This window comes from Pseudomonas cannabina, from assembly GCF_900100365.1.
In the GTDB taxonomy this organism is placed as follows: domain Bacteria; phylum Pseudomonadota; class Gammaproteobacteria; order Pseudomonadales; family Pseudomonadaceae; genus Aquipseudomonas; species Aquipseudomonas cannabina.
In genome coordinates this window covers 5,532,676-5,559,662 of sequence record NZ_FNKU01000001.1, presented here as the reverse complement: position 1 = coordinate 5,559,662, position 26,987 = coordinate 5,532,676, and the positions used below count along the sequence as shown (strand labels likewise).

Below are 26,987 nucleotides of genomic sequence, written 5' to 3'. Positions count from 1 at the left end.
AGGTCGATGCTGCTCTTTAACAAGATAAATTTTTTCCTAATCTGTAAGGCTTTTTTCTAGTTTACGCTGACCCGTTTTCAGGTCGGTCACTGCGTCGGCATGCGCACCGACACCGACACCGGCAGCACCATCACTGCCCTTGAAAACCTGACCCTCAACGCCGGCCGCGACTTCAACGTCAGCTCGGCCAGCGACTCGCACAACGTTGAAACCCGCACCAAACACAACAAGACACGCACCGTCGAAGAAAACGGCCGGACCACCCAGCTCGCCAGCGAACTGACCGCAGGCAATAACTTCACCGCCCAAGCCGGGCGCGACACCAAACTCGTCGCCAGCAAGATCACCGCCGGCAACGAAGCGTACCTGTACAGCGGCAACACCCTGAGCCTGCTCGCTGCGCAGGACAGCACGCATACCCTGTACGACATGAAGAAAAAGGGCAGCTTCGGAGCCAAAAAAGCCCAGCGCGACGAAGTCACCCAGACCACCAACGTCGGCACCGAAATCCGCACCGCAGGCAACCTGACGTTGGCAAGCAATGGCGACCAGCTGTATCAGGTCGCCAAGCTGAACAGCGGCAAGGACCTGACCCTGCAAAGCGGCGGCGCAGTGACCTTCGAAGGCGTGAAAGACCTGCACGACGAGAGCCATACCAAGAGCAAAAGCGACATGGCCTGGTTCTCGATGAAGGGCAAAGGCAACACCGACGAAACCCTGCGCCAGAGCGAACTGGTCGCCCAGGGCCAGACCGTGATTCAGGCCGTGAACGGGCTGAAGATCGACGTCAAACAGGTCAACCAGCAAACCGTCAGCCAGACCATCGACACCATGGTCAAGGCCGACCCGCAACTGGCGTGGCTCAAAGCGGCCGAGCAGCGCGGCGATGTGGACTGGCGGCAGGTGAAAGAGCTTCACGACTCGTTCAAGTACAGCAACTCAGGCATGGGCCAGGCGGCGATGCTGGCGGTGATCATCATTGTCACTGTTGTGACGGCGGGTGGGGCGAGTGCGCTGGCGGCTTCGGCGGGCAGTGCAGTGGGAGCCGGGGCCGGTAGCACCATGGCTGCTGCAACAGCGGCCACCGCCGCAGGCCTGGGCAACGTAATGGCCACCGCCGCACTGACCTCCATGGCCAGCACCGGTGCGGTCAGCGTCATCAACAACAAAGGCAATTTGGGCGTCGCGCTGAAAGACACCTTCGGCAGCGACAGCCTGAAAAACGCCACCATCGGTGCACTGACCGCTGGCGCGTTGAACTACGCAGACAGCACCTGGTTCCAGGGCGCGAGCCCGGCCAATGGCGACGGTGCGAAAGTCATCGGTTCCGGGCCGGTGCAAAACCCCGGCTACTCCAAGGAATGGCTCAGCTGGCAGAAGGCGCAAGACGCGGTCGTGCGCAGCGGTACGCACGCGGTTATCGAAAGCGGCATCTCCACCGCCATCAACGGCGGCAGCCTGAAAGACAATCTGGGCTCCGCGCTGGTGTCGCAAGGGTTTGATCTGGCCGCTGCTGTAGGCAACAAAAACCTGGGCGACTTTGCCGACTACATGGACCTGGACCCCGGCTCGGCAGAAAAAAATATTCCTGCACGCCATGCTGGGCGGCGCATTTTCAGCGGCTCGCGGCGGCGACTTCAAGACCGGCGCCATTGCTGCCGGTGCGGCTGAGGGGTTGACGGGGATCGCCAACGAAAACCTCGGCAAGTATCTGGACAGCCGCTTCGTAACGGATGACCAGTTCCGGGTGGCGACGGCGCAGATCGTGGGTATCGCAGCGGGTTCGCTGGTCAACGGCGATCCGAATGATGCGGCGTGGGTGGCGGGGAATGTAGAGCGGTATAACGAGCAACTGCACCCGAGAGCAGCTCAGTTAATCGAAAGAGAAGCGCCCAAACTGGCAGCAGACAAGAACATTAGCCAGGAAGAAGCGACACGTCGCATGGCTGTTGCTCTGGCCTATTACACCGATGAGGGCTGGAATAAGTCGATCCCGGAGAAAGACGCCAACATTGACGTAGATACCTTGGCTCATTTGGGCGTAGCACTTGCGCCTATCGCCGACCAGTACGCCCGCTCGGACGCTTCGGTAGACGGCAGTCCTCGTTCGTATAGCGGTAACGAGACGGCGACGATGATTGTCGACTTCCAGACATCTCGACCTGCTGCATATAAAGACAGCAATAGGAACATTGACTATCTGGGTGATCCGCAAGGTAACAAGACTCAGGGGTTGGTGGATTTTTATGAAACCAATCTGAACTTCAGTGATAAGCCGACAGATGTTCTTGAGAGTGTCGCAGGCGGCTTTGCGGGAATTGGTCGTAGCGCCTGGGGAATGGTAAGGGCCACTGCCAAGGTGGGGGGCGAACTTCTGGGCGGCGACCCTCTGGGCGGAGTCAATAGTCTTCTCGGTCCAGTGGCTGACTCCTCACTAGATCCAATCGGTCAGATGACGACAAGGCAGTCTGGCCGGGCGTTTGTGTCCAACCTGCAAGGCAACAGCTACGAGTCGGCCGCACAAGTCACAGAGATCGGTACTGACGTCGCCTCGATGGTGGTGCCGGTGGGCTCCGCAGGAAAGTTCGGGCAGCTTGCAAAAGCAAGTGAAGCGTCGAGCCTCGCAAGAGCAGAAAATATTCTGGTAGCGAAAAGCGGAGCGTCTGTGGACCTGGCTGCGACAAGCAGGTCGGAAGCGCTTGGAGGCAGCAGCGTTTCAGGGCTCGCGGATGATGCCGCTGATTTCTACGGCTTGAACGTCAGCAACGTCGACTATACTTCGCAGCTGGAGCGTACTGGAACCGTCAGAGCGGATGATGCTTTCGCTGCCACGAGTAATGATGTCGTATTGGCGAAGTATAATGAGCCTTGCTGTTTGGCTGATGGTGCAAAAGCAACGGCAGATTCTGTCGAAAAGCAAGCGGCGCCTAGTTTTCCCAATCAATTCCCAGATCACCCAACAAGTGTTCCAACACTTATCTCAGATACAAAGTTGACTCAAGGCGCAGGAAGATATAACTATGTCATTCTTGAGGATGGTCAGTTGGTAATCGGGCGAAAATTTAATGATGTAGGTGGTGGCCATATCGACCTTGCGAATGGTAAGCCCGTTATTGCTGCGGGAGAAGTAAAAATCGTGAATGGGGAAGTTAAATATATTGATAATACATCGGGGCACTATGAACCCTCTGGTCGTGCTGCCCAAGCCGCTGCAGAAAATGCATTCTCTCAAAAAGGGCTTGACGTGGGAGGTAAGTACATAGAAAAAGTCTGGGTGCCAGATCCTGGCAATTCCAGAAAAGGTGCATGGGTACCGAAATGAATGAAGTAATTAAACAGTTTGATATGCTTTGCGATTTGGCCATGGCTGCTTTTGGTGAAGAGCTAGAGATTTCATATGAGAAGTCTTTGTTAAATATTTTAGAGTTTGTAAAAAAACATCCGGAATACAAAAAAGATTTTATAGAAAGATTTAAGTTTATGTTGATGTCCGGAAGCACGCCATTTGAAGCAGTGGCATTTTGTATGCGTGAGCTTCAGTGGGGCGAAATTAAAGAATTTGTACTTTTAAAGATGAATCCTTCGGATGATCCTCGTAGTGAGGCCCTGCGGAGCACATTGACCGCATATGACGAAACTTGGCCTGATGCGGATCTTTATAGTTACTATTCCACGAACTAGTGTGCTGTTCGCGAAATATCTTTTCGTTATTTTCGGCTACACTTCAGATGTCATCCCAGCCGTGGAGAGCTTATCGTGAGCGCTCTGGACATCACGCTTAGCCTTGAAGAAACGATCGAACTCAAACGACGCGTTCGCTCTGCCACCATACCTCAGCGAGAGGGTCGTCGAGCACGCATAATCCTGCTGGCTGCCGAAGGTGAAACCCGAGACAACATTGCACGTTTGACGGGCTTTTCCTGCCCAACGATCACGCTCTGGTGCCAGCGTTTCCAGGCTCGTCGACTGGACGGACTGGTCGACGAACCTGGGCGTGGACGCAAGTCATCTTTGCCTGCCGAGACAGTTCGCCGTGTCCTGGAACAGGTCACCCGTCCTCGCATCGGAGAACCACGCTGGAGCTGTCGGAGCATGGCAAAGGCGGCGGGTATTTCCTCGACCACCGTCCATAAGCTGTGGGCTGCCAATGATTTAAAGCCCCACCTGACGCGCACATTCAAGTTGTCCAACGATCCGCAGTTTGAGGAGAAATTCTGGGATGTGATCGGGCTTTATCTGGCCCCACCGGATAAGGCTTTAGTGTTGTGCTGTGATGAGAAAAGCCAGGTTCAGGCGTTGGAGCGAACACAGCCGGGTTTGCCTTTGGGCATCGGTCATATCCAGACTAAATCCCATGATTACACCCGTCATGGCACGGTCACGTTATTCGCCGCACTGGATTACCTCCAAGGAAAATTGATCAGCAGCATCGAGCGTCAGCACCGGCATCAAGAGTGGTTGGCCTTTCTCAAGAAGATCAATAAAGAAACGCCCAAACACCTCCAGCTTCATCTGATCGTCGATAACTACGCGACCCACAAGCATGCCGCAGTGAAGGCCTGGCTGGCGAAGCATCCGCGTTTTCATATTCATTTCACGCCGACCTCCAGCTCTTGGATGAACATGGTTGAACGCTTCTTTCGAGACATCACGGTGTATCTTCGCGACGGCAGTTTTGCCTCGGTTCGCGAGCTGGAGAGCTCCATTACAGCGTTCATGGCGTTACGTAATGCTCAGCCGACCCGATACGTTTGGAACGCAAAGGGAGAGGAGATTCTGAACAAAATTCAACGGGCGCGTGAAGCACTTGAAACCGCAGGCAATAAGTAACTTATTTCGAAAACATCACACTAGCGGGCGCAATATCGACTGGTGGTGCTGCCCAGAATGATCGTCTGTACGGTGTAAAGCGTTTAAGATCGATACTGTTCTTTAAAAAGTAGCTTTTTTCTTAATCTGTAAGGCTTTTTTCTAGTTTACTTTCGCCCGTTTTCAGGTCGGTGACGGCGTCGGCATGCGCACCGTGACCGACACCGACAGCATCTGGTTCCAGGCGCGAGCCCCGCCAACGGCAACGGTGCGAGCTACACCAAAGAGTGGCTCAGTTGGCAGAAGGCGCAAGACGCGGTCGTGCGCAGCGGCACGCACGCGGTTATCGAAAGCGGCATCTCCACCGCCATCAACGGCGGCAGCCTGAAAGACAATCTGGGCTCCGCGCTGGTGTCGCAAGGTTTTGACTTGGCCGCTGCTGCGGGCAACAAAAACCTGGGCGACTTTGCCGACTACATGGACCTGGACCCCGGCTCGGCAGAAAAAATATTCCTGCACGCAATGCTGGGCGGCGCATTTGCAGCGGCTCGCGGCGGCGACTTCAAGACCGGCGCAATCGCTGCCGGTGCGGCTGAGGGGTTGACGGGAATTGCCAACGAAAACCTCGGCAAGTATCTGGACAGCCGCTTCGTAACGGATGACCAGTTCCGGGTGGCGACGGCGCAGATCGTGGGTATCGCAGCCGGTTCGCTGGTCAACGGCGATCCGAATGATGCGGCGTGGGTGGCGGGGAATGTTGAGCGGTATAACGCTCAGTTGCACAGGCCCCAAACGGCCGCATTGCAAAAACTGAGGGAGCTCAACCCTGAGCTTTCGGATCGTTTGACTGATGCTGCGTGCGCATTGTCCCAGTGCGCCGCTTCGATTCCGGTTGATGATCCACAATACGGTAAATTCAAGGCGCGTCAGGACCGTGGTGAAGGCTACAAGACCGAAATTGCAATGCTGCAGGCGACGGGAGAGTTTGACGGCCGTAGCTGGACAGATCGAAGCGATGATTTCCTGAATTCCCACGGAAAATATGTTCAAGCTACAAATGCTGGGGTTGATACCGCCTCAGGCATTGCAGGTGGCGTAGCCAGCTATGCCGGCATGATGGCGACCTCTCCGGTCTGCGTAGGCATCGTGACCTGCGCTTTGCCAGCGGGATTTGGGGTGTTAGGCACCCAGCAGTTGGTAGGCGCGTGGGACTCCGCAAGTCAGATCAATGCTGGCTTCACATCCGACCAGCCTGGTCGGGTGCAGGCTGCTTTTCAGCTTGAGACGTTCCCGGGCGAGTCGAGCATAACCAAGGACCTGGCAGCCAATGCCGGTAAGTCCGTGCTCGAAATGAGCGCGTTTGGATTGGCAGCGAAGTATTTCAATGGTATTTCTGCTGCGGATGGGGTGGTGTTTCCGTGGGGCGGTGAGAGAATCGTTGGTGCAAAAGCAAAAGAAGTAGCCGGAACGACTAAGAATAATTTGCCTGTTCTTTTTGATGGGGAATTCGCTACTAAGCAGTTGCTTGGTGTCGCTATGACACCTGGTGGTAAGCAAATTAACTTTCATGCTGCGGATCGTATGGTAAATCCGCCTAAAGGCAGAGAGCCGATGACCATTCTGGAAGTAGAGGATTTTATTGATACCGCAGATAAAATTAGGGAGGCGCTGATTTATTCGATTTTTCGTCCCTGCAACGCTCTGGAGGCCTTGATTTATCTGGGGGCAACAGCTGGGTTTTAGAATAAATCAGCGTCTCCTTAGAAAAATAAAAATAGATGATCGTGGTACCTCAGTTACGCTCATGAACTCTAAATATCCTAAAGCTCAAATTGCTGTGGATGGGGGTCGTATTATCACGGTTGTTAATCCGGTAAAGAAAAAATGACGATAGATAATTTGATTGAACATCTTGATAGATTTGTGAGTGGTTCCAATATTTCGGTTCAATGGGCAAAAGATACGGAAACCCTTCTGGATGAAATTGAAGAAAATGAAGGGTTTGGTAAGTTTGAAAATCTCTTTGATGAGCTGCAGGAAAAGCTCTCGCTTTATCGGCCTGGAGGCGGCGAACATCTTATAGATGAGTTCGAAATGAAACTGTTTTGTGCAAGGGTTGTTTCAGCACTTTTAGAAGAGAGGTAGGCAATAGGGTCAGTCCGATATTGTCCTGCTGTAAAATGGTGCAAAAGGGCCGGGTTTGGCTGGTACGGGCACGACGGCGGGTGGTGATGTCGCAAGTACAACGCCTAAGGAGGCGCTGATTTATTCGATTTTTCGTCCCTGCAACGCTCTGGAGGCCTTGATTTATCTGGGGGCAACAGCTGGGTTTTAGAATAAATCAGCGTCTCCCTAAGTATCCTCTGAAAAAGCCCATTTTTTTGGAGAGGAACCGGGCTGGAGCGCCTGTATTTACTGGCTTCGACTTTTGAAGAAAAGGCTTTTTCAGACCTTCCCTAGAGAGTGTAGACAAAATAAATTAAACTTTCACTCCCTTGTCTGAATAGCCCTCAAGCCATGCCTAAAACCGGACGTCCTCGCTCGATTGCCGCCGAGCACTATCCCGTGCTGGTGAAACTCGCTCATGCACAGCCCTATTCCAGCCAGGCCGAATTGGCGCTCGTATTCTTCGCCGAAACCGGTATCACTGCGCATCCCGACACCTTTGCAAAAGCGTTGAAAATGGCAGGGATTACGCGTGTAAAGCAGCGGGCCAAGGGAAGTTTTCAGTCACCTGAACCTAATAAAGCCTATGGCTACAATGAAACCCACCGCCGCCAACTGCCGGAGCAGCTATATCCGAGTTGCTTGACAGATACCGAGTGGGCACTGGTCGCCGACCTGTTTGAAAGCCAGGGCGGACGAGGAGTGCCACCGCTTCACTCTCGGCGCACGTTGCTGGAAGCCTGTTGCTATGTCGTACGCACGGGGTGCTCATGGCGAATGCTACCCCGCGATTTTCCTCATTGGGACAATGTCTACAAAACGTTCCGCCGGTGGAGCGCTCAAGGCAAGTTCGAGCAAATGCATGATCGCTTGCGAGCTCAATGGCGTGAGCGGGAAGAACGCGCTGACAGCCCGTCAGCAGCGATCCTGGATTCACAGTCGACCCGCAGTTCTCCTCAAGGCGGTGACAGCGGCTACGACGCAGGCAAAAAAGTGAAGGGGCGTAAACGAAGTCTGATTGTCGATACATTGGGCCTGCTGCTGGCTGTCAGTATCAGTGCTGCAAGCGTGCAGGATCGTGACGCGGCGGATGATGCGGTGGCGTACTCGAAGGAAAAATATCCGTCACTGAGCACGCTTTTTGTTGATAGTGCGTACGCAGGAAAATGGGCACAGCGCACCCATCAACTGCACGCTATCGATGTTCAAGTGATCCGTGGCCCGAATAACAGAAGAACAGGGCAATGGCACTCTGAACAAGGCGATCTATTTTCCGTGGAGCCTGTTCAGACTGGATTTGTGGTCATGCCCAAGCGATGGGTAGTGGAGCGAACTCATGCCTGGAATGAGAGAGCTCGGCGACTGATCATGCATCATGATCGCCTTTTTGCGGTAAGCGAGGCATGGGTTTGGTTGGCCGAGGCTCGAATACTCGCGCGCCGACTCACTACATGATTTTGTCTACACCCTCCTAGGGAGACGCTGAACAATTAACCCGTTCGCACCGTCCCCATTTCCAAGCCGGTTTTTTTCAACCTGCCGGCCTTATTTTACGTTTCTCGAGCAGATTTCTGCCCTCATTTTGCTGAAAGGCGGGCCAGTCCCGCCTTTCAGACGGATTTATCCTGCCGTCTGTTGTAAATACCGCTTGGCCAGCATCAGATTGGCCAACCCAAACAAACTGAACAACTGCGCTGTATTCTTTTCCAGCCCACGGTAGCGAACCTTGCGATGATTGAAGCGCACCTTGATTACCTGGAAGGGGTGCTCGACCTTGGCACGCAGTTGCGCCTTGGCATATTCAATTTTGCGCTTGACCCGATACAGCACGCTGCCTTCGCCGTGCTGCTTGTAACTGCTTGGCCGTTCTGCAATCGACCAGATAACGTCCCGTTCAGCATGCTCCGGTCGCTTGGCCGCACCGGTGTATCCAGCGTCACCCGAAACATAGGTTTCGTCACCGTGAAGCAACTGGCCAACCTGGGTGACATCCGCCACGTTAGCGGCCGTCCCTACTACGCTGTGCACCAGCCCCGACGTGGCGTCTACACCAATGTGGGCCTTCATCCCAAAGTGCCATTGATTGCCTTTCCTGGCCTGATGCATCTCAGGATCACGCTTGCCTTCTCGGTTCTTGACCGAGGGCGGCGCGGCGATCAGAGTAGCGTCGACGATAGTGCCTTCCTTGAGCAGCAGCCCCCGGCTGGCCAGATGCTGGTTAATCGTTTCAAACAGCAGCCGGGTTAGCTGATGGACTTCCAGCAAGCGGCGAAAACGCAGCAAGGTGGTGGCATCCGGTGCAGACTCGCGACCCAGGTCGATACCCATAAAACCGCGGATGGCCTGGCTGTCGTAGACGGCATCTTCGCAACCTTCATCGGAGAAACCGAAACACTGCTGCACGACGTACATGCGCAACATGCGCGACACCCCTATCGCAGGGCGTCCGCGCTTGCCTGCGGTGTTGCTATAAAACGGCGCCACTTGCGCCTCCAGCAGGGCCCAGGGCACCAACTGTTCAAGGTCAGCCAGGAAGCGATCTCGGCGAGTCTGCTTTTTCTTGCCGGTATATTCGAGTTCGGAGAAGGTCTTCTGCACGCGCGTAACGCTCACGGAGAGGGAGGCTGTTGAAGGAACTTAGTGTGCCAAGGGTGGGGACAGTTGGCTATTTTTGCAGCGCCTCCCTAGGGAGGCGCTGATTTATTCTAAAACCCAGCTGTTGCCCCCCAGATAAATCAAGGCCTCCAGAGCGTTGCAGGGACGAAAAATCGAATAAATCAGCGCCTCCCTAAGGAGACGCTGATTTATTCTAAAGCACAGCTGTTGCCCCCTGATAAATCAAGGCCTCCAGAGCGTTGCAGGGACGAAAAATCGAATAAATCAGCGGCTCCCTAAGCTAATAATTACCTCGAGCAACGGGTGATTCTTATCAAACCTTTCAAGCTCAGCATTTGCAAAATTTCTCACACAAAACGCTGGTAATCGACCCAATACACCAGAAACGCCACAGAATCCCTGGAGTAGAACGGCCCAATCAGTTAAACCATAGTTATTAATACGCTCAAAAATTGTTTGAATCATGGTTTCACCGGTATCCCATTAACAGTTCCATTTGGCACAAATATTCTGTGTGTTACACCACCCAAATTTGGATCTACAATCCACTCAAATCTACCTGCGACCCCATTGTAACTACCTGCTGCCTGGTAAAGCGACGAACCGTTGCGGAGGGAGAATTTAGTAGCGCTGCCTGCATAGTTATCAACGATATCGGGAAAGCCATGCGCAATGGGTGTCGATGGAAATTCTTGTGTGGCATAAGGGCTGTTAAGGAGGCGCTGATTTATTCGATTTTTCGTCCCTGCAACGCTCTGGAGGCCTTGATTTATCTGGGGGCAACAGCTGGGTTTTAGAATAAATCAGCGTCTCCTTAAGCTTCTCTGAGTAAACTGGTATTGGTTTTCCGTCAGTCCCAACAACCGGTTGGTTCGCAAGGCCGGTGTCGATAGTGCCTGATCAAGTTGGGTATATTGAAAACTACATCTGTCGAATATCAGATAAAAAATCATAAAATTCTTTTTCCGTCATCTCAAACTCTGGCCCTTCGACCATTGCCATTAGTGACAACAACGCAATGTCTAAATCTTTTGTGAGAGAAAGGTTTGGATCTTGGTAAATATCAAGTGCCTCTTTTGATATTTTAAAAATATCAAATCCATCAGCAACTACTCTTCCAAGTCTGTCAGCCACTATGTCTTCCATGCTCATTGCTGCCCCCAACTCTTTAGCTCTGCTCCGGTCGGAGGGTAGTGCTGAGCATCAACCGGCTGCCCATTAATACTTTTCGGGTGGACACGGATTACTTCTCCTGCATGGTCATAGCTTTCCATCCATTGCCTCGTACTGCCCGTTTCAGGATCAAACTCCGTGGCGAAAGAAGCACCCCGAGTAGGTCCTTCTGTCCTTACAGGAACCTCTTGTGTGTAGTAACGAATACGGCCATCAGGCAGTTTTCTAGTGACCGCTGCTGTCTCTTGAGCTTTTTGTAGCCCTGATAGTTTCGCTCTCAATGCAGCTTGGGCATTTGCACTTGTGGCTTCAGTAGCTACAACTTCTCCCGTTGTAGCAGTAGCTTTTGCACCAGCAATGCTCTCACCGCCCCACGGAAACACCACCTCATCCGCAGCAGAAAGACCATTGAAATACTTCGCTGCCAATCCAAACGCGCTCATTTCGAGCACGGACTTACCGGCATTGGCTGCCAGGTCCTTGGTTATGCTCGACTCGCCCGGGAACGTCTCAAGCTGAAAAGCAGCCTGCACCCGACCAGGCTGGTCGGATGTGAAGCCAGCATTGATCTGACTTGCGGAGTCCCACGCGCCTACCAACTGCTGGGTGCCTAACACCCCAAATCCCGCTGGCAAAGCGCAGGTCACGATGCCTACGCAGACCGGAGAGGTCGCCATCATGCCGGCATAGCTGGCTACGCCACCTGCAATGCCTGAGGCGGTATCCACCCCCGCATTTGTAGCTTGAACACATTTTCCGTGGGAATTCAGGAAATCATCACTTCGATCTGTCCAGCTACGGCCGTCAAACTCTCCCGTCGCTTGCAGCATTGCAATTTCGGTCTTGTAGCCTTCACCGCGGTCCTGACGCGCCTTGAATTTACCGTATTGTGGATCATCAACCGGAATCGAAGCGGCGCACTGGGACAATGCGCACGCAGCATCAGTCAAACGATCCGAAAGCTCAGGGTTGAGCTCCCTCAGTTTTTGCAATGCGGCCGTTTGGGGCCTTTGCAACTGAGCGTTATACCGCTCAACATTCCCCGCCACCCACGCCGCGTCGTTCGGGTCGCCGTTGACCAGCGAACCCGCTGCGATACCCACGATCTGCGCCGTCGCCACCCGGAACTGGTCATCCGTTACGAAGCGGCTGTCCAGATACTTGCCGAGGTTTTCGTTGGCGATCCCCGTCAACCCCTCAGCCGCACCGGCAGCAATGGCGCCGGTCTTGAAGTCGCCGCCGCGAGCCGCTGAAAATGCGCCGCCCAGCATGGCGTGCAGGAATATTTTTTTCTGCCGAGCCGGGGTCCAGGTCCATGTAGTCGGCAAAGTCGCCCAGGTTTTTGTTGCCTACAGCAGCGGCCAGATCAAACCCTTGCGACACCAGCGCGGAGCCCAGATTGTCTTTCAGGCTGCCGCCGTTGATGGCGGTGGAGATGCCGCTTTCGATAACCGCGTGCGTACCGCTGCGCACGACCGCGTCTTGCGCCTTCTGCCAGCTGAGCCATTCCTTGGAGTAGCCGGGGTTTTGCACCGGCCCGGAACCGATGACTTTCGCACCGTCGCCATTGGCCGGGCTCGCGCCCTGGAACCAGGTGCTGTCTGCGTAGTTCAACGCGCCAGCGGTCAGTGCACCGATGGTGGCGTTTTTCAGGCTGTCGCTGCCGAAGGTGTCTTTCAGCGCGACGCCCAAATTGCCTTTGTTGTTGATGACGCTGACCGCACCGGTGCTGGCCATGGAGGTCAGTGCGGCGGTGGCCATTACGTTGCCCAGGCCTGCGGCGGTGGCCGCTGTTGCAGCAGCCATGGTGCTACCGGCCCCGGCTCCCACTGCACTGCCCGCCGAAGCCGCCAGCGCACTCGCCCCACCCGCCGTCACAACAGTGACAATGATGATCACCGCCAGCATCGCCGCCTGGCCCATGCCTGAGTTGCTGTACTTGAACGAGTCGTGAAGCTCTTTCACCTGCCGCCAGTCCACATCGCCGCGCTGCTCGGCCGCTTTGAGCCACGCCAGTTGCGGGTCGGCCTTGACCATGGTGTCGATGGTCTGGCTGACGGTTTGCTGGTTGACCTGTTTGACGTCGATCTTCAGCCCGTTCACGGCCTGAATCACGGTCTGGCCCTGGGCGACCAGTTCGCTCTGGCGCAGGGTTTCGTCGGTGTTGCCTTTGCCCTTCATCGAGAACCAGGCCATGTCGCTTTTGCTCTTGGTATGGCTCTCGTCGTGCAGGTCTTTCACGCCTTCGAAGGTCACTGCGCCGCCGCTTTGCAGGGTCAGGTCCTTGCCGCTGTTCAGCTTGGCGACCTGATACAGCTGGTCGCCATTGCTTGCCAACGTCAGGTTGCCTGCGGTGCGGATTTCGGTGCCGACGTTGGTGGTCTGGGTGACTTCGTCGCGCTGGGCTTTTTTGGCTCCGAAGCTGCCCTTTTTCTTCATGTCGTACAGGGTATGCGTGCTGTCCTGCGCAGCGAGCAGGCTCAGGGTGTTGCCGCTGTACAGGTACGCTTCGTTGCCGGCGGTGATCTTGCTGGCGACGAGTTTGGTGTCGCGCCCGGCTTGGGCGGTGAAGTTATTGCCTGCGGTCAGTTCGCTGGCGAGCTGGGTGGTCCGGCCGTTTTCTTCGACGGTGCGTGTCTTGTTGTGTTTGGTGCGGGTTTCAACGTTGTGCGAGTCGCTGGCCGAGCTGACGTTGAAGTCGCGGCCGGCGTTGAGGGGCAGGTCATTGCCGGCCTTGGCCTGGCTGGCGAGGACGTTGACGTCGCGCGCCGCGTCGATGTTCACGTTGCCACCGGCAGTGACCGTGGACGCAAGGTTCTTGACGTCGGTGGTCATGGTCGATTTACGACCGCCGGTGATGATCTGGTAGTTCTTGCTGCTGTCGGTTTTGGCCAGCAGGTTGATGTCGTTACCGGCCGTGAGCGACACGTCGCCACCGGCGCTCATGGCGCCGTAATTGGTGATGTCGCGACCGGCGTTGAGGGCAAGGTTTTCCCGGGAAGTGATGGTGCTGCCGGTGTCGGTCACAGTGCGCATGCCGACGCCGTCACCGACTTGAATCGCCGTACGGTCGTTGAGGATGTCGCCTTTGACAGCAGTGAGGCTGACACGCCCGCCACGGATTTCCCCGGCCATGGCGTTGCGAATGCTGTCCTGCGCGGTCATCTGCAGGTTGTTGCCGGCGTCGACCAGGCCGCCCTGATAGATGCTGCCGCCGCTGCTGACGTTGAGGTTGTTGCTGGCGCGCAGGGTGCCGACGTTGATCAGGTCGCCGCCGGAGATGAGGTTCAGGTCACGACCTTGAATCAGGCTGTTGCCGCGCACGTTGCGCGAGTCGGCCTGGGCCAGGTACAGCACGGGGACGAGGACTTTCTGGCCGTCAACGACGCGGTTTTCCATCCACACGATGTCGTGGGTCAGGGCGCTGACCTGTTCGCCGTTCAGCGAGACGCCGAGGCTGAGGTTCAGGGCGTCTTTGCTGGCGAGGGCGTTGTCCATCAGGTAGCGGTACTGATCGTAGTCGCTGCCCAGGCCGTCAGCGAGGAAGCGCTGGCCGGTTTGCGCCAGTACCGCGTCGCGGATCAGGCGCTGTTCGTAAAGGCCATCGCCCAGCCGACGCCAGTTGCTGTCGGGGTTGATGTTGAGGCGGCTGAGGAGGTAATCCGAGCCGAGGAACTGCGACAGGTTGGTCAGGTTCGGGTTGGTCTCGATCAGGTAGTTGCTGGTCGGATCGGGGTTGCGGATGAACAGCCCGTAGTCGCCTTTCGGCAGCTGGAAGGTCGCGCCTGCGGTCGGGTCTACGGCGGCGAACGGAATGCCGCTGTAATCCACCGGGGTGAACACGGTCTGCACGCTGCCATCGGCAGCCACGCGCTGCACCGGCTGGACGGACGCCACGCTGGCGGCGCTGGCATCGGTGGCCTGCTTGTTGATGGTGATGTCGAGCCCGCCGACCTTGAGGGCGGTCTGATCCTCGCCGAGGGTGCCGGTGAGTATTTCGGGGGTGTTAACCGTTCTGCACGGTGCGCGCGACGTTCAGGTTGACCGTGCCACCGGCTTGCAGCGTGGCAGCGTACTTGGGTTGCGGATCGTCGCTCCAGACGGTGACGTTGCTTTGCTCGATGAAGCGGCTGTCGGTAGAGCGGCTTTTCAGCTCTTCAAAGCGTACCGGGTCGAAGTTGCCGGCTGCGACGGCGGCATTGAAGGCCGGGACGTCGATGAAATCCATCTGATCCCAGTAGCCGGTGTTGACCCGGCCCTGCGCCCTGATCTTGATGGTGTTCTGCCCGGTGCGCTCGGAAGCGCCCTGGTTGAGCAGGTCGTTGGCGGTGATTGTCAGGTTGCCGTTGGCCGCCAGCAGGCTGTAGCGGTTCTGCACGTTGTCGGCCTGCACCTCGAGGTCTTTGCCGGCGACCAGACGCGCCGACGGCGAGTCCTTGATGGCGCTTTCGACAAAGGTCTGGTTAATGATGATGTGACCACGCTTGAACGAGTCGTGACCGCCGCAGTGCTGGCTGCACTGCCAGTCCAGGCTGCCGGTGACGATGCTCTGCCCCAGTTCGAACTCGGCCTTGGCGTTCTCCACGGCGGCGGCGTTAATGGCGATGGAGCCTTCGCTTTCCACGGTGCCGGACAGGTTGCTGAAACGCTGCGCGGCGCTGCCGTCGAGGTTGGCCACGCTCAGGTCACCACGGCTGTAAACGTCGCCGTACAGGTTGCTGAACGTGCCAGTGCGCAACGCCATGGCGCCGCCGCTGAACAGCAGCGAGTCGGCGCTATTGGTGATGGCGTTGCCGGCATTGAGGTTGACGTTGCCTTGCGCGCCCAGCGTGCCACGGTTGTCGATCTGTGCCGCGTCGATGCGCAGGTTCTGGCGGGCGGTCAGGTAGCCGAGGTTGTCGAGGGTGCCGCCGAGGTTCAGGCGCGTGTCGCTGCCCGCGCCGATGCGGCCGCCGTTCTGGCTGACGTTGTTGGCGGTGAGGGTCAGCAGGTTTTGCGCAGACAGACGGCCGCTGTTGGTCAGGTCGCCGTTCAGGTTGAGGGTCAGGTCGCCATCGCTGAGCAGTTCGCCAGCGTTGTTGAGGCTGTTCAGGTTGAGGGTCAGACCGCTGCCGCTCGCCAGCCGGTCACCGGCCAGCAGCGCCAGCGAATCGCTGGTGTAGGTCAGTGCGTTGTTGAGCTGCACGTTGCCCAGCCCGTCAACGGCGCCGAAATTCCAGTCACCGCTGCCCAGCGCAGTAATGCTGCCGCCTGCGCCGGTGACCCGGTTGAAATCCAGGGTCAGCAGGCCGGTGTTGGCGTGCTCGATGCTGCCGGCGCGGTTGTCCAGCGCATCGGCTTTGAGCGCAAAATCGGTGTTGCCGACGTCGATATGGCCGTTCTGGTTGGTGATGCTGCCGGCAAAATCGAAGGTGCTGGTATCGGCGCTCAGCGCCCGCAGTGCACTGGTGCCCGTGTTGTTGAGGCCGGTGCTGTTATTGACCCGGTTGCCCAAGGCACTCAATTGCCCCGCGGTGTTGTCCAGCGAACCGCCTTGCAACGTGAGCGTGGTGTTGGATTCGATCAGGCCGCCACGGTTGATCAGGTTGGCGGCGGTGAGGTTGACGCTGTCGCCGCTTAGCTGGCTGCCGTTGGTGTTCGACAGCGTGGTGCCGGTCGATACCAGCGCGGTTCTGGCGAAGAGTTTGCCCGCATCGCTGGTCAGCGAATCCACACTCAGGGTCAGGCTGTCGACCAGGCTGGAGACCATGCCCGCCTTGCTGCCGTCGCTGCTGGTGTCCAGCGAACCGGCGGTAACCTGCACGGTGTCGCCCTGAATCGTCCCGCCGACGTTGCTGACCGCGCCGTTGCCCAGCTCCAGCCGGGTGGTGCCGCCACTCGCAAGCAGCGTACCGCCGTTGTTATCCAGCGTGCTGCCGGTGTAGACCAGCCCGCCGCTGCCTGCGACCAGTTGGCCTTGCTGGCTGTTGCGCAGGGTGGTGGCTTGCAGGTTCAGCTGATTGCCACGAATGCTGCCGCCCTGATTGTCGAGCTCGGACGCACCGCTGAGCGTGACCAGACGGCTGCCCGCATCGATGATGCCGGTCATGTTGCTCAGCAGGTTGTTGACTGTCAGGGTCACGTCGCCGCCACTGCTGACCACTGCGCCATTGCTGTCGTTGATCAGGCGCGGCGCGTCGATCAGCACGCTCTGGCCAAGCAGCGTACCGCCGCTGTTGTCCAGCCATGCGCCGCTGACCTGCAGGTCACCGTCACTCTGGATCTGGCCGCTGCTGTTGAGCAACTGCGCCTGGCTTGCCGTCGGGGCGAAGCGCAGGGCCATGCCTTGCGCTCCGGCGGCCAGCAGGCCCTGCTCGCGGTTGTCGAGACCGGCGGCACTCAGGTCGATGCGGTCACCGACGATTCTGCCGCCACGGTTATCGATCTGCGCGCCCGGTGCGCTGACGTTGACGCCCGCTCCCAGCACGCTGCCGCTGCGGTTATCCAGACCTGTGGCATTGAGACCGAGGTTGCCGGTGACCGCCAGCAGGCGGCCGCTTTGGTTAAGCACATTACCGCCGGTGACGCTCAGCAGGTTCTGCGCCTGAACAGTGCCGCCAGTGTTATCCAGCGTGTCGCGCGCGGTCACATTCGCATCGCCCGCACGGGCCGACAGCAGGCCGGAGCGGTTGTCGAGCGTGGTGGACGCAATGGTCAGGCGGTTGCCGTCGATCTGACCAGCACTGTTATCCAGCGCACCTGCACTGATCGCCAGGTCGCCAGCCGATGCCTGAATCAGGCCGCCACGGTTGTCGATCTGCGCGCCCGGCGCCGTCACGTCGATGCCCGCCCCCAGCAGGCTGCCACTCTGGTTGACGACAGTGCCACCGGCAACGCTCAGCAAGTTCTGCGCCTGAACGGTGCCGCCGGTGTTGTCCAGCGTGGTGCTCGCCGTCACCCGTGCATTACCTGCTCGTGCCGACAGCAGACCGGAACGGTTATTCAGCGTTGTGGAGGCAACCGTGAGGCTATCAGCGTCGATCTGACCGCCACTGTTATCCAGCGCACCTGCGCTGATCGCCAGGCTGCCGCCCGTTGCCTGAATCAGCCCGTCGCGGTTGTCGAGGCTGTCCAGTTGCAAGCTGGCCGCTTGCCCGCTCGCGAAGCGGATCACGCCAGACAGGTTGACGATGGCGGGGGTCGAGATGAACAGCGACTGTTCGCCGACAAGGCGCGCCGCCAATCCCTGATTGGTGATCTGGCCGCTGGTCAGGCTGACCGCACCGCCTTGCACCACGCCCTGGTTATTGAGGGTTTGTGCCGCATTGACGGTCAGCGCGCGGCTGGCTTCGATATTGCCGGTGTTGGCGACCACTGGCGCGCTGATCGTGACGTCGCCCGTCGCGTTGCGGCTGTTGTCGGCTTCGATGCCCGAGGCGATGGTGCCCGCATTAGTCACTTTGCCCGCGCTGATCTCGACCCGCTCGCGTGCCGCCAGGCTTTGCTGGTTGACCAGCTCGCCTGGGGTACGCACGTTGACACTGCTCGCGTAGGTTTTGCCGGTCATCTCGACGCTGGGCGCGTTGACGTTCAGCGCGCCCTGCGCCGAGGCCTGCGCCATGTTCAGGTGGCCGTTGGCGTCGATCTGGATGTCGCCACCGCTGGCAGCCATGTTGCCCGCCGTCTTCACGCCGACGCCCTGCTCGGTGCCGACCAGCCTGATCGCATTGGCATACATGCCGCCCAGCGCCGAGGAATCGATCGCCAGTTGCGGCTTGTCGGCAGCATTGCCGGCACGCGCCGTGGTCGCCAGCGTGTCGTCGTTGACGTCGTTGGCGCCAGTGATGACGTTCAATTGTTTGGCGTAGATATCCGCGTTGATCTTCGCCGAACGGGTGATCAGGTCGAACTGATCGACCGCGCTCGCATCCAGGCCTTTGCCGTCGATGCTGATGCTGCCGCCGTCCACTGCGAAGTGATCGAGCTTGCCGTTCGCGTCCAGCACGGGCGTGCCGGTGCTGAGGGTGACGCGTGGGGTATTGATGAAACCGCAACCGTTGCAGCTCACACCATACGGGTTGGCAACGATAACCCGCGCCGCCTGCCCGGCCACTTCGGTATAGCCGTTGAGCTGACTGGCATTGGCGCCGGTGACTTCATTGAGGATGGTGCTGGCGGCGCGCCCGCCCAACTGGCTGTTACCCAGAATATTGCCGCCCAACTGGGTGGCTTGTACGGCATTGGTCGCGTTGTTGAGAATCACGCCCTTGCTGTCGACGTTGTACTGCTGGTACTGGTTGTGCGACAAACCTGCCCCGTTGGGTGCGGCGATGTTGATCACCGGCACGCCATTGCCGGCCTGGCCTACGGACGTGTTGGTGGTGCCGCTGACCGCGATGCCTTCGGCCTGCGCCCAGACCGGTTGCCAGAACATGACGTTCGCCAGCAGCAATGCCAGCAGGCGTTTGGGCATCCCCATGAAGTTGGCGCGCGGAGCCACCTGAGCCGAAGGCTGGCGCGACAGAAATTCAAATTGGCGAACGTCCATATTCAAGGTCTCGGAGCAGGTCTGGATAGCTGAAAACAGCCCACACGGGCATGATTCACGATCACCCTGGCGGATGAGCATGAGGTCACTGAAGCAGGGAACAGATTAGCGGTGTAAACGGTCACGCAGGGCTGTTGCTGGATGGAGCGTGCAAGGTTGCGGGCCGCAAAAATCGCTGAGCGACCCCTGAGACAGCGCAACTGAATTGTAAAAATTGTCGCAACTTGTATCAGGTGCGACAAAGACATTTCGCAAACCGAAAAATTCCCTACCGACGCGAATATTCATGAAGGACTTCACACAAATGCGCTCGGCGACCACTGGCGTGCACAGCTGCAACGCTGATTTGCATTGATTCACTAGCAAGCGACGAACGGTAATGGCTATAAAGCCCTGAAAATAATGGGGCACAGCCTTGTTCGCCGGGCTTGTAGGACAAAACCCCCTCAAAAAAACCATGCGTCGGCCGACTAACTGTTTGTCGCGCGCCTGTAGTCGAAATTCTTTCGTCTGTTAAAGTGAGTCTCGTGATGTCAAATAGTCATCATTGAGCACCCAGCGAGAATTCTATGAACGCCAGCGCCCCTATCCCGATGAATGAAACGCAACGCCTGTTGCGCATCAGGGAGCTGTGTGTACTGGAAGACACCTCAGACGATGTACTGGACGAAATCGTGTCGATGACCGCTGCGTTTTTTCAGTCGCCCATCGCACTGGTCTCCATCGTTGACGAAAATCGCCAGTGGTTTCGCGCCAGGGTTGGCCTGAAGGCCAGAGAGACACCACGTAACGTGTCTTTCTGTGCGTACACGATCCTTTCCGATCTGCTCTTCGAAGTCCCCAATGCAACGCTCGACGAACGTTTCGTGAACAACGGCCTGGTCACCGGGCATCCTGATATTCGCTATTACGCCGGCGCCCCGCTGATTACCGATGACGGCCTGGCGCTGGGCAGCCTGTGCGTGATCGACACCCAGCCTCGCGAGCCGATGACTGCGCATCAGACGAAGATGCTCATGGGCTTTGCGTCCCTGGTCATGAAGCGCATCGTCAGCCTGCGGCTCAGTTGCTTCATCGACCAGCCTACCGGTTTGTACAACCGGTCGCGTCTGGAGGAAGACATTCATCAGGCGCTGGCATCCGGTATCGATTACCAACTGGTGGCGGTGGACATGATCTCTTCCACCTTCCTGAACGACATCGTCAAGGCGCTGGGTTACAGCTTTTCCCAGGACATGGTGACGGAGATCAAGAACCGTCTGGAGAGCCTGTTGCCGTCGGGCTGCCCGCTGTACAAAGTCAGCCCTACGCGCTTCGGTTTTCTGTTGCCTCACGACCATGTGCCTGAACATCTGTTTCGCACCATCCTGCAAAACTTCGAGACGCCCGTAGAGTGCCGGGGTATTCCGGTGCAGATGCAGGTGGGCCTTGGCGTCGTGAGCCTGAACCGCGAGCCGAATAATAATGACCAAGACTGGATGCGCATGGTCATCAGCGCGGCCGACGACGCGCGTGACCGCGAGCTCGGCTGGGCGATGTACGAACCGCACTACGATGCCGCGCAACAGCGTGCGTTCAAATTGCTCAGCTCACTGACCACCGCCGTGCATGCTCACGATCAGCTGCGTCTGGTTTACCAGCCGCGCATCGACCTGAATACCGGCCTGTGCACCTCGGTGGAAGCCTTGCTGCGTTGGAACCATCCGACGCTTGGGCCCATCGGGCCGGCCGAGTTCGTCCCGCTGGCCGAAAAGACGGCTCTGATGCGCCCGCTGAGTCTGTGGGTTCTGAAGAGTGCAATCGAACAAGCCGCAAGCTGGCAGCAGGAAGGATTCGACTTCCGTATTGCCATCAACGTGAGCCCGGAAGACCTCACCGGCCCGGCCTTTACCGACCGGATGATTCGCCTGTTGGGTCAGCACAAGATCGACCCTACCCGGTTCGAGCTGGAGTTCACCGAAGGTGCCTTGATGCACAACCCGGCCGAAGTACGCCATCAGCTGGAACGCATGCGCCAGATGGGCATGGATGTGGCGATCGATGACTTCGGCACGGGCTACAGCAACTGGAATTATCTGCGTCAGCTGCCCGCCACCACGGTCAAGCTGGACCAGTCGCTGATTCGCAATCTGGCGTCGGACAAGACTGATCAGCGGCTGGTCAAGGCCTTGATCGGCCTGGCCAAAAAGCTGGGCTATTGCGTAGTGGCGGAAGGCATCGAGACCGACGAGATTCGCCGTCTGGTCAAGCAATGGGGTTGCGACGAGGGGCAAGGCTATCTGATTGCCAAACCCATGGAAGCCGACGCGCTGGTGGACTGGCTCGGCCCGACCCGTCGCCTGCAAAGCGTTGCCGAGGCCGCCGAAGCGGCTGTCATCCGCGACAAGCGGTTATAACGTTAGATCACTTCGTCATAACCATTTCGGATTCAAGTCGTTATGCTTCCCGGCACTTTTTGCCTGATGCATTGGTTTGACAAGGTTGGTTATGGAAGCGGGTAATCTGGGGTTTGTCGTTGCAGGGCTGGTAGTCGGGTTTATCGTGGGTATGACGGGCGTCGGCGGCGGCTCGTTGATGACGCCGATCCTGCTGTGGTTTGGTATCAATCCAGCGACCGCCGTGGGTACGGACCTGTTGTATGCCGCGATTACCAAATCCGGCGGGGTGCTGGTTCACCGTAAAAACGACAATATCGACTGGAAGGTCACTGGCCTGCTGACCCTCGGCAGCGTTCCGGCCGTGCTCATGACGCTGTGGTTTCTGAGTTCGCTGCATACGGCACCTGATGCGCTGAACGCAATCATCAAACAGGCGCTGGGGTTTGTCCTGCTACTGACCGCACTGGCCATTCTGTTCAAGAAAAGGCTGCTGGCCTTCGCCCATGGCCGCGGCGACGGTCATTCCTTTTTCAGTGGCACCAGCCTGACGGTACTGACCGTTATCACCGGCCTGATCCTCGGCACCATGGTCGCACTGACGTCCATCGGAGCGGGCGCGCTTGGCACCGTGGCGCTGTTCATTCTTTATCCGCTGCTGCCCACCCGACGCCTGGTAGGCACAGAAATCGCGCATGCCGTCCCGCTGACGCTGGTCGCCGGTCTGGGCCACGCGAGCATGGGCAACATGAACTGGGAATTGCTGGGCTGGCTGTTGATGGGTTCGCTACCGGGCATCTACCTGGGCAGTCACATGACTGGCCGCGTGTCCGATGATCTGCTGCGCCCTTGTCTGGCAGTCATGCTGGGCATTATCGGCTTCAAACTGGCGTTCTGATTCGCCCTCCACAGCCTGTCACATTCTTGCGTCAGGCTGCCTGCGTGCAAACTTTTTCATAGCACCGATGCGGGCTTTAGACGATAAGTCGCATTCATCGGGATTTGTAATTTTTTGTAGCCCAACGCGGATTTTCGGCGCAGGATTTCGTCGTCTGCTTTCGCGCCGATGACTCGGCACAGATTCAACCTTACTGACTGGAGGATGCCAACCATGCTTATCCGAATTGAAGAAGGTATGTACGGAGCTAACTGGGTTGTAAAACTGGATGACTATCCGGTGAGCTGCCGGAGCTGGCAGGAAGCCAGAGAGTTCGCAGATCGCATGAAGTCCCGAATCGACGCACCTCATCCACTCCCTCACATGACGCAACGTGCCGCTCCAGAGCGAAGCGCCAGGGCCATGGCCCGCTGAAGCGTTGAGACTCTCCTCATGAATCGCGGATCAGCGCTGTCATACGGCTGATCCGTTTGCTGCCTGTTGTACCGACGCCTCGCGTGGGTACGACGGGCACTCTGCAACCACTCCGCTGCACGCCTCTTTCAGCGCTTTTCAGTGCTGTCCTGAATTTGAAACAGTTCTCGTTTCCATGACATCCGTTTCACATCCTCTTCACGTCAGGCTGGGTAAATTGAACCCACTCCTTTGATGAATCCCATTTGGCCCACCCCGTTGTGGGCCATGTTTTTGCCTGCAAAAAAGTAATGGCCTGGCGGGCTCATTCAACCCGTGTGGCAGCGCTCAAGCCGGCGACTGCTGACGTCGTCAGTACGCCACTGTTCAGCTCTGCCAGCCGGTCATTTCCTGTGCCACTGGCAACGTTGTTGCTCCAGCTCGCCGTCACTGCTGCCATCCAGCCCAGCACAAATAATGCAACCGCCTGCAACGCCCACTTGGTGATGATCGACATGTGCTCTCTCCTTTTCGGGTCTGGATGGCGAGCATATAAACACCTCGTCATTGCAGAAGAATTGCAGAGTTTTTTATTTTTGCCAGTCGACGGCGCCTCTTTCCATGCAGAGGGTCTGTGGGCGGGGAAAATGGCGCTGAAAAAAATACCCCGCTGGCTGGTGGGGTATTTATCGAAGGCGGGGTCAGTACTTGGTGCTTTGCTGCTCAGGTTTGGCAGGGGTGTCCACATGACGCGGACCTGCAACGATAAGAGCGAGTACGCCAGCGATCGGCACGGCGACGACGACGATGATCCACATCAGCTTGTTGCTAGACTGTGTCTTGCTTTTGCGAATACGCATGACTGCCCAGATGTCCGAAATCACGATCAGGGCGGTCAGCGCTGCAAATAACCACAAATGATTTTCCGATATCCAACCCATTTGAAATCTCCTGCACCTTCAACGAAGGCGACCAGACCAGCCGCCCTACAGTAGAAGAGGCCACAGAGCGCCCTAAAGTTCAGAGAATCTTTCGGATTGTGCTCAGACAGCGCGCAGCGGCCCACCCTGTCAGGTAATCGGTGCCGGGTTGAACAGGGTGATGTCGTTGTGCAGGCGGTAGTGTTCGGTCCAGGTTTTTTTCTTGCCGCTGGCCACGTCCAGATAGAAGTGGAACAACTCCCAGCCCAGATCCTCGATGCTGGCGCGTCCGGTGGCGATGCGGCCGGCGTCGATATCGATCAGGTCGGGCCAGCGCTGGGCCAGTTCAGTGCGGGTCGACACCTTGACCACCGGAGCCATCGCCAGACCATACGGAGTACCGCGCCCGGTGGTGAATACGTGCAGGTTCATCCCGGCGGCCAGTTGCAGCGTGCCGCAGACAAAGTCACTGGCCGGCGTGGCGCAGAAGATCAGGCCTTTGCCGCTGACCCGTTCACCAGGGCCAAGCACGCCATTGATCGCGCTGCTGCCGGATTTGACGATCGACCCCAGGGATTTTTCGACAATGTTCGACAACCCGCCCTTCTTGTTACCCGGCGTGGTGTTGGCGCTGCGATCCGCCTCGCCTTTGGCCAGATAGCGATCGTACCAGTCCATCTCGCGAACCAGCGCCTGAGCGACGTCCTGGTCCTGCGCACGGGAGGTCAGCAGATAAATAGCATCACGCACTTCAGTCACTTCGGAAAACATCACCGTCGCGCCAGCACGCAACAGCAGGTCCGAGGCATAGCCCAGCGCCGGGTTGGCGGTGATGCCGGAAAACGCATCACTGCCGCCGCATTGCATGCCAAGGATCAGCTCCGAGGCCGGAACGGTCTCGCGACGGCGCAGATCTAGTTTCTTCAGGCGTGTCTCGGCCAGTTCCATGATCTGCTCGATCATTTCATTGAAGCCGTGGCTGGAGTCCTGAAGCCGGTACAACCAGGGATCGCTCAGGTCCACCGAGCTGTCGCCTTCGTGCATGACCTGCCCGGCCTGCAATTTCTCGCAGCCCAGACTGATGACCAGCGCTTCGCCGCCCAGATTCGGGTTGCGCGCCAGATTGCGCACGGTGCGAATCGGGATGTAGGCATCGGTGGCAGTGATCGCCACACCACAGCCGTAGCTGTGGGTCAGCGCCGCCACGTCGTCAACGTTCGGGTACTTGGGCAACAATTCGTCACGAATGCGTTTGACCGCATGATCCAGCACGCCGGTCACGCACTGCACAGTGGTGGTAATGCCCAGAATGTTCCGGGTACCCACCGTGCCATCGGCATTGCGGTAGCCTTCGAAGGTATAGCCTTCAAGCGGCGCCTGTTTCTCCGGCACCGCGTCGGACATCGGCAGGCTGTCGAGCGCAGGCGCAGACGGCATGCGCAGTTGATCTTCCCTGACCCAACTGCCGCGCGGGATCGGTTGCAGCGCGTAACCAATGGTATGGCCGTAACGAATAATCGCCTCGCCGACCGCCAGATCCACGGTGCTGACCTTGTGGCTCTGCGGCACGTTATCGACGGTCACCAGGCCGTTGTCGAACTCGGTCCCGGCCGGCACGCCCTGGTCGTTGACCACGACCACGACGTTATCCAGCGGATGCAACCGGATGTAGCGTGGAGAATCGGCATGTTGAATCAGGTTCATCACGGTTTCCTCAGGATTTTGCTTCGGAAAGGTCGCTGACTGGATCGTTCAGCAATGGCCCCTTGGCAGGCGGCTCTTTCAATTCCACACGCTTGATTTCACCCACGATGAAAATGTAACTGATCACCGCCACCAGCGCGTTGGCGCCGACGAACACCAGTGCCCACTTGAACGAACCGGTGCTGCTGATGATGTAGCCAATCACAATCGGGGTGGTGATCGATGCAACGTTACCGAAGGTGTTGAACAGGCCGCCACTCAAGCCGGCGATCTGTTTGGGCGAAACGTCGGACATCACCGCCCAGCCCAGCGCGCCCACGCCTTTACCGAAGAATGCCAGCGCCATGAAGCCGACGACCACCCATTCCACGTCCACATAGTTGCAGGTCACGATCGAAGTCGACAGCAGCAAGCCACCGATGATCGGCGCCTTGCGGGCGAAGGTCAGCGAGTGCCCTTTGCGCAGCAGGTAATCGGAAATGATCCCGCCCAGAACCCCGCCAATGAAGCCGCAGATGGCCGGCAACGACGCGATCATGCCCGCCTTGAGGATGGTCATGCCGCGCTCCTGAACCAGGTACACCGGGAACCAGGTCAGGAAGAAATAGGTAATACCGTTGATGCAGTACTGGCTGAGGTAGATGCCCAGCATCATGCGGTTGGTCAGCAACTGGCGAATGTAGTCCCACTTCGGCCCGCTGCTGGCTGCTTTGGGCGCGCCTTTGCCTTTGTCCTGATCCAGATCGACCAGCGCCCCATTGCTGGAGATGTGTTCGAACTCGGCCTCGTTGATCATCGGGTGATTGCGCGGACCGTAAATGACTTTCATCCAGATCATCGAGAACACGATCCCGACCGCGCCCATGACCACGAACACATGCTGCCAGCCGTAGGTGTAAACGATCCAGCCCATCAACGGAGCGAACAGCACGGTGGCGAAGTATTGCGCCGAGTTGAAGATCGCCGAAGCCGTGCCGCGCTCGGCGGTCGGGAACCAGGCCGCCACGATGCGCGCGTTACCCGGGAAGGATGGCGCTTCGGCCAGCCCGACGAGAAAGCGCAACATGAACAGCGCGACGATCGCCGTGGAAATGCCGAATTCACCGACGTAGCCTTGCAGCAGGGTGAACAGCGACCAGGTGAAGATGCTCATGGCATAGACTTTCTTCGACCCGAACCGGTCGAGCAGCCAGCCACCAGGGATCTGACCGGCCACGTAGGCCCAGCCGAATGCAGAAAAGATATAGCCCAGCGTGACCGGCGTGATGCCGAGGTCTTTCTGGATGCTAGAACCCGCGATTGCGATGGTGGCACGGTCGGCATAGTTGATCGTGGTGACGAGAAACAGCATCAACAGAATCAAATAGCGGACGTGCGTCGGCTTGGACTTTTGCATGGTAAAGCTC

13 protein-coding genes and 3 pseudogenes are annotated in these 26,987 nt (G+C 57.8%); 9 read left to right on the top strand and 7 right to left on the bottom strand.

Annotation, left to right across the window (positions count from 1 at the left end; translation table 11 throughout):
* Positions 1 to 123: 123 nt before the first annotated feature.
* The 6 genes and pseudogenes from BLT55_RS34580 to BLT55_RS26005 form a co-directional block, all read left to right on the top strand.
* Positions 124 to 3,322 (top strand): annotated as a pseudogene (locus BLT55_RS34580) (DUF637 domain-containing protein); the annotation flags it as partial.
* Positions 3,307 to 3,681: a hypothetical protein gene (locus BLT55_RS26025; RefSeq protein WP_223862864.1), complete on the top strand. Its 375-nt coding sequence runs from the start codon at positions 3,307 to 3,309 to the stop codon at positions 3,679 to 3,681. The pseudogene BLT55_RS34580 and the gene BLT55_RS26025, both read left to right, overlap by 16 nt.
* A 75-nt stretch (positions 3,682 to 3,756) precedes the next feature.
* A complete protein-coding gene (locus BLT55_RS26020) occupies positions 3,757 to 4,830 on the top strand; it encodes an IS630 family transposase (RefSeq protein ID WP_004663932.1) in 1,074 nt (357 codons plus the stop codon).
* A 205-nt stretch (positions 4,831 to 5,035) separates the two neighbouring features.
* Positions 5,036 to 6,552 (top strand): annotated as a pseudogene (locus BLT55_RS34080) (DUF637 domain-containing protein); the annotation flags it as partial.
* Between the two features lie 156 nt (positions 6,553 to 6,708).
* A complete protein-coding gene (locus BLT55_RS26010) occupies positions 6,709 to 6,954 on the top strand; it encodes a hypothetical protein (protein WP_208601287.1) in 246 nt (81 codons plus the stop codon).
* A gap of 372 nt (positions 6,955 to 7,326) precedes the next feature.
* Complete coding sequence (locus tag BLT55_RS26005; RefSeq protein ID WP_004663854.1) at positions 7,327 to 8,430, top strand: IS5-like element ISPsy19 family transposase; 1,104 nt, start codon at positions 7,327 to 7,329, stop codon at positions 8,428 to 8,430.
* A 165-nt stretch (positions 8,431 to 8,595) separates the two neighbouring features.
* On the opposite strand, the gene BLT55_RS26000 is transcribed toward BLT55_RS26005, so the two are convergent.
* The 3 genes and pseudogenes from BLT55_RS26000 to BLT55_RS25990 form a co-directional block, all read right to left on the bottom strand.
* Positions 8,596 to 9,573, bottom strand: coding sequence for an IS5 family transposase (locus BLT55_RS26000; protein ID WP_007247761.1), 978 nt, complete (start codon positions 9,571 to 9,573; stop codon positions 8,596 to 8,598).
* 939 nt (positions 9,574 to 10,512) lie between these two features.
* On the bottom strand, positions 10,513 to 10,743 hold the full coding sequence (locus BLT55_RS25995) for a hypothetical protein (protein ID WP_055002011.1): 231 nt from the start codon (positions 10,741 to 10,743) through the stop codon (positions 10,513 to 10,515).
* Positions 10,740 to 19,291 (bottom strand): annotated as a pseudogene (locus tag BLT55_RS25990) (two-partner secretion domain-containing protein). The gene BLT55_RS25995 and the pseudogene BLT55_RS25990 overlap by 4 nt, the downstream one beginning before the upstream one ends.
* A 569-nt stretch (positions 19,292 to 19,860) precedes the next feature.
* Between BLT55_RS25990 and BLT55_RS25985 the strand changes: the two are divergent.
* From BLT55_RS25985 to BLT55_RS34075, 3 genes are all read left to right on the top strand, one after another.
* Positions 19,861 to 21,687, top strand: a complete 1,827-nt coding sequence (locus BLT55_RS25985) for a sensor domain-containing phosphodiesterase (RefSeq protein ID WP_055001544.1) — start codon at positions 19,861 to 19,863, stop codon at positions 21,685 to 21,687.
* A 91-nt stretch (positions 21,688 to 21,778) separates the two neighbouring features.
* The gene (locus BLT55_RS25980; protein ID WP_055001543.1) at positions 21,779 to 22,564 is read left to right on the top strand and encodes a sulfite exporter TauE/SafE family protein; all 786 of its coding nucleotides are present in this window, start codon (positions 21,779 to 21,781) and stop codon (positions 22,562 to 22,564) included.
* Between the two features lie 213 nt (positions 22,565 to 22,777).
* Positions 22,778 to 22,978: a hypothetical protein gene (locus tag BLT55_RS34075; protein ID WP_055001542.1), complete on the top strand. Its 201-nt coding sequence runs from the start codon at positions 22,778 to 22,780 to the stop codon at positions 22,976 to 22,978.
* A gap of 304 nt (positions 22,979 to 23,282) precedes the next feature.
* On the opposite strand, the gene BLT55_RS25970 is transcribed toward BLT55_RS34075, so the two are convergent.
* The 4 genes from BLT55_RS25970 to BLT55_RS25955 form a co-directional block, all read right to left on the bottom strand.
* Complete coding sequence (locus tag BLT55_RS25970; protein ID WP_007249095.1) at positions 23,283 to 23,474, bottom strand: hypothetical protein; 192 nt, start codon at positions 23,472 to 23,474, stop codon at positions 23,283 to 23,285.
* A gap of 184 nt (positions 23,475 to 23,658) precedes the next feature.
* On the bottom strand, positions 23,659 to 23,898 hold the full coding sequence (locus BLT55_RS25965; RefSeq protein ID WP_007249096.1) for a PLD nuclease N-terminal domain-containing protein: 240 nt from the start codon (positions 23,896 to 23,898) through the stop codon (positions 23,659 to 23,661).
* A gap of 129 nt (positions 23,899 to 24,027) precedes the next feature.
* On the bottom strand, positions 24,028 to 25,581 hold the full coding sequence (gene garD / locus BLT55_RS25960; RefSeq protein ID WP_055001541.1) for a galactarate dehydratase: 1,554 nt from the start codon (positions 25,579 to 25,581) through the stop codon (positions 24,028 to 24,030).
* Between the two features lie 10 nt (positions 25,582 to 25,591).
* A complete protein-coding gene (locus BLT55_RS25955) occupies positions 25,592 to 26,977 on the bottom strand; it encodes an MFS transporter (protein WP_054085997.1) in 1,386 nt (461 codons plus the stop codon).
* Positions 26,978 to 26,987: the final 10 nt, after the last annotated feature.

Excerpts from the sequence above, each read along its gene's own strand:
- BLT55_RS26025 (WP_223862864.1), top strand. The coding sequence starts at position 3,307 with ATGGGTACCGAAATGAATGAAGTAATTAAACAGTTTGATATGCTTTGC.
- BLT55_RS26005 (WP_004663854.1), top strand. The coding sequence starts at position 7,327 with ATGCCTAAAACCGGACGTCCTCGCTCGATTGCCGCCGAGCACTATCCC.
- BLT55_RS25995 (WP_055002011.1), bottom strand. The coding sequence starts at position 10,743 with ATGAGCATGGAAGACATAGTGGCTGACAGACTTGGAAGAGTAGTTGCT.
- BLT55_RS25985 (WP_055001544.1), top strand. The coding sequence starts at position 19,861 with ATGAACGCCAGCGCCCCTATCCCGATGAATGAAACGCAACGCCTGTTG.
- BLT55_RS25980 (WP_055001543.1), top strand. The coding sequence starts at position 21,779 with ATGGAAGCGGGTAATCTGGGGTTTGTCGTTGCAGGGCTGGTAGTCGGG.
- BLT55_RS34075 (WP_055001542.1), top strand. The coding sequence starts at position 22,778 with ATGCTTATCCGAATTGAAGAAGGTATGTACGGAGCTAACTGGGTTGTA.
- BLT55_RS25970 (WP_007249095.1), bottom strand. The coding sequence starts at position 23,474 with ATGTCGATCATCACCAAGTGGGCGTTGCAGGCGGTTGCATTATTTGTG.
- BLT55_RS25965 (WP_007249096.1), bottom strand. The coding sequence starts at position 23,898 with ATGGGTTGGATATCGGAAAATCATTTGTGGTTATTTGCAGCGCTGACC.
- garD (WP_055001541.1), bottom strand. The coding sequence starts at position 25,581 with ATGAACCTGATTCAACATGCCGATTCTCCACGCTACATCCGGTTGCAT.
- BLT55_RS25955 (WP_054085997.1), bottom strand. The coding sequence starts at position 26,977 with ATGCAAAAGTCCAAGCCGACGCACGTCCGCTATTTGATTCTGTTGATG.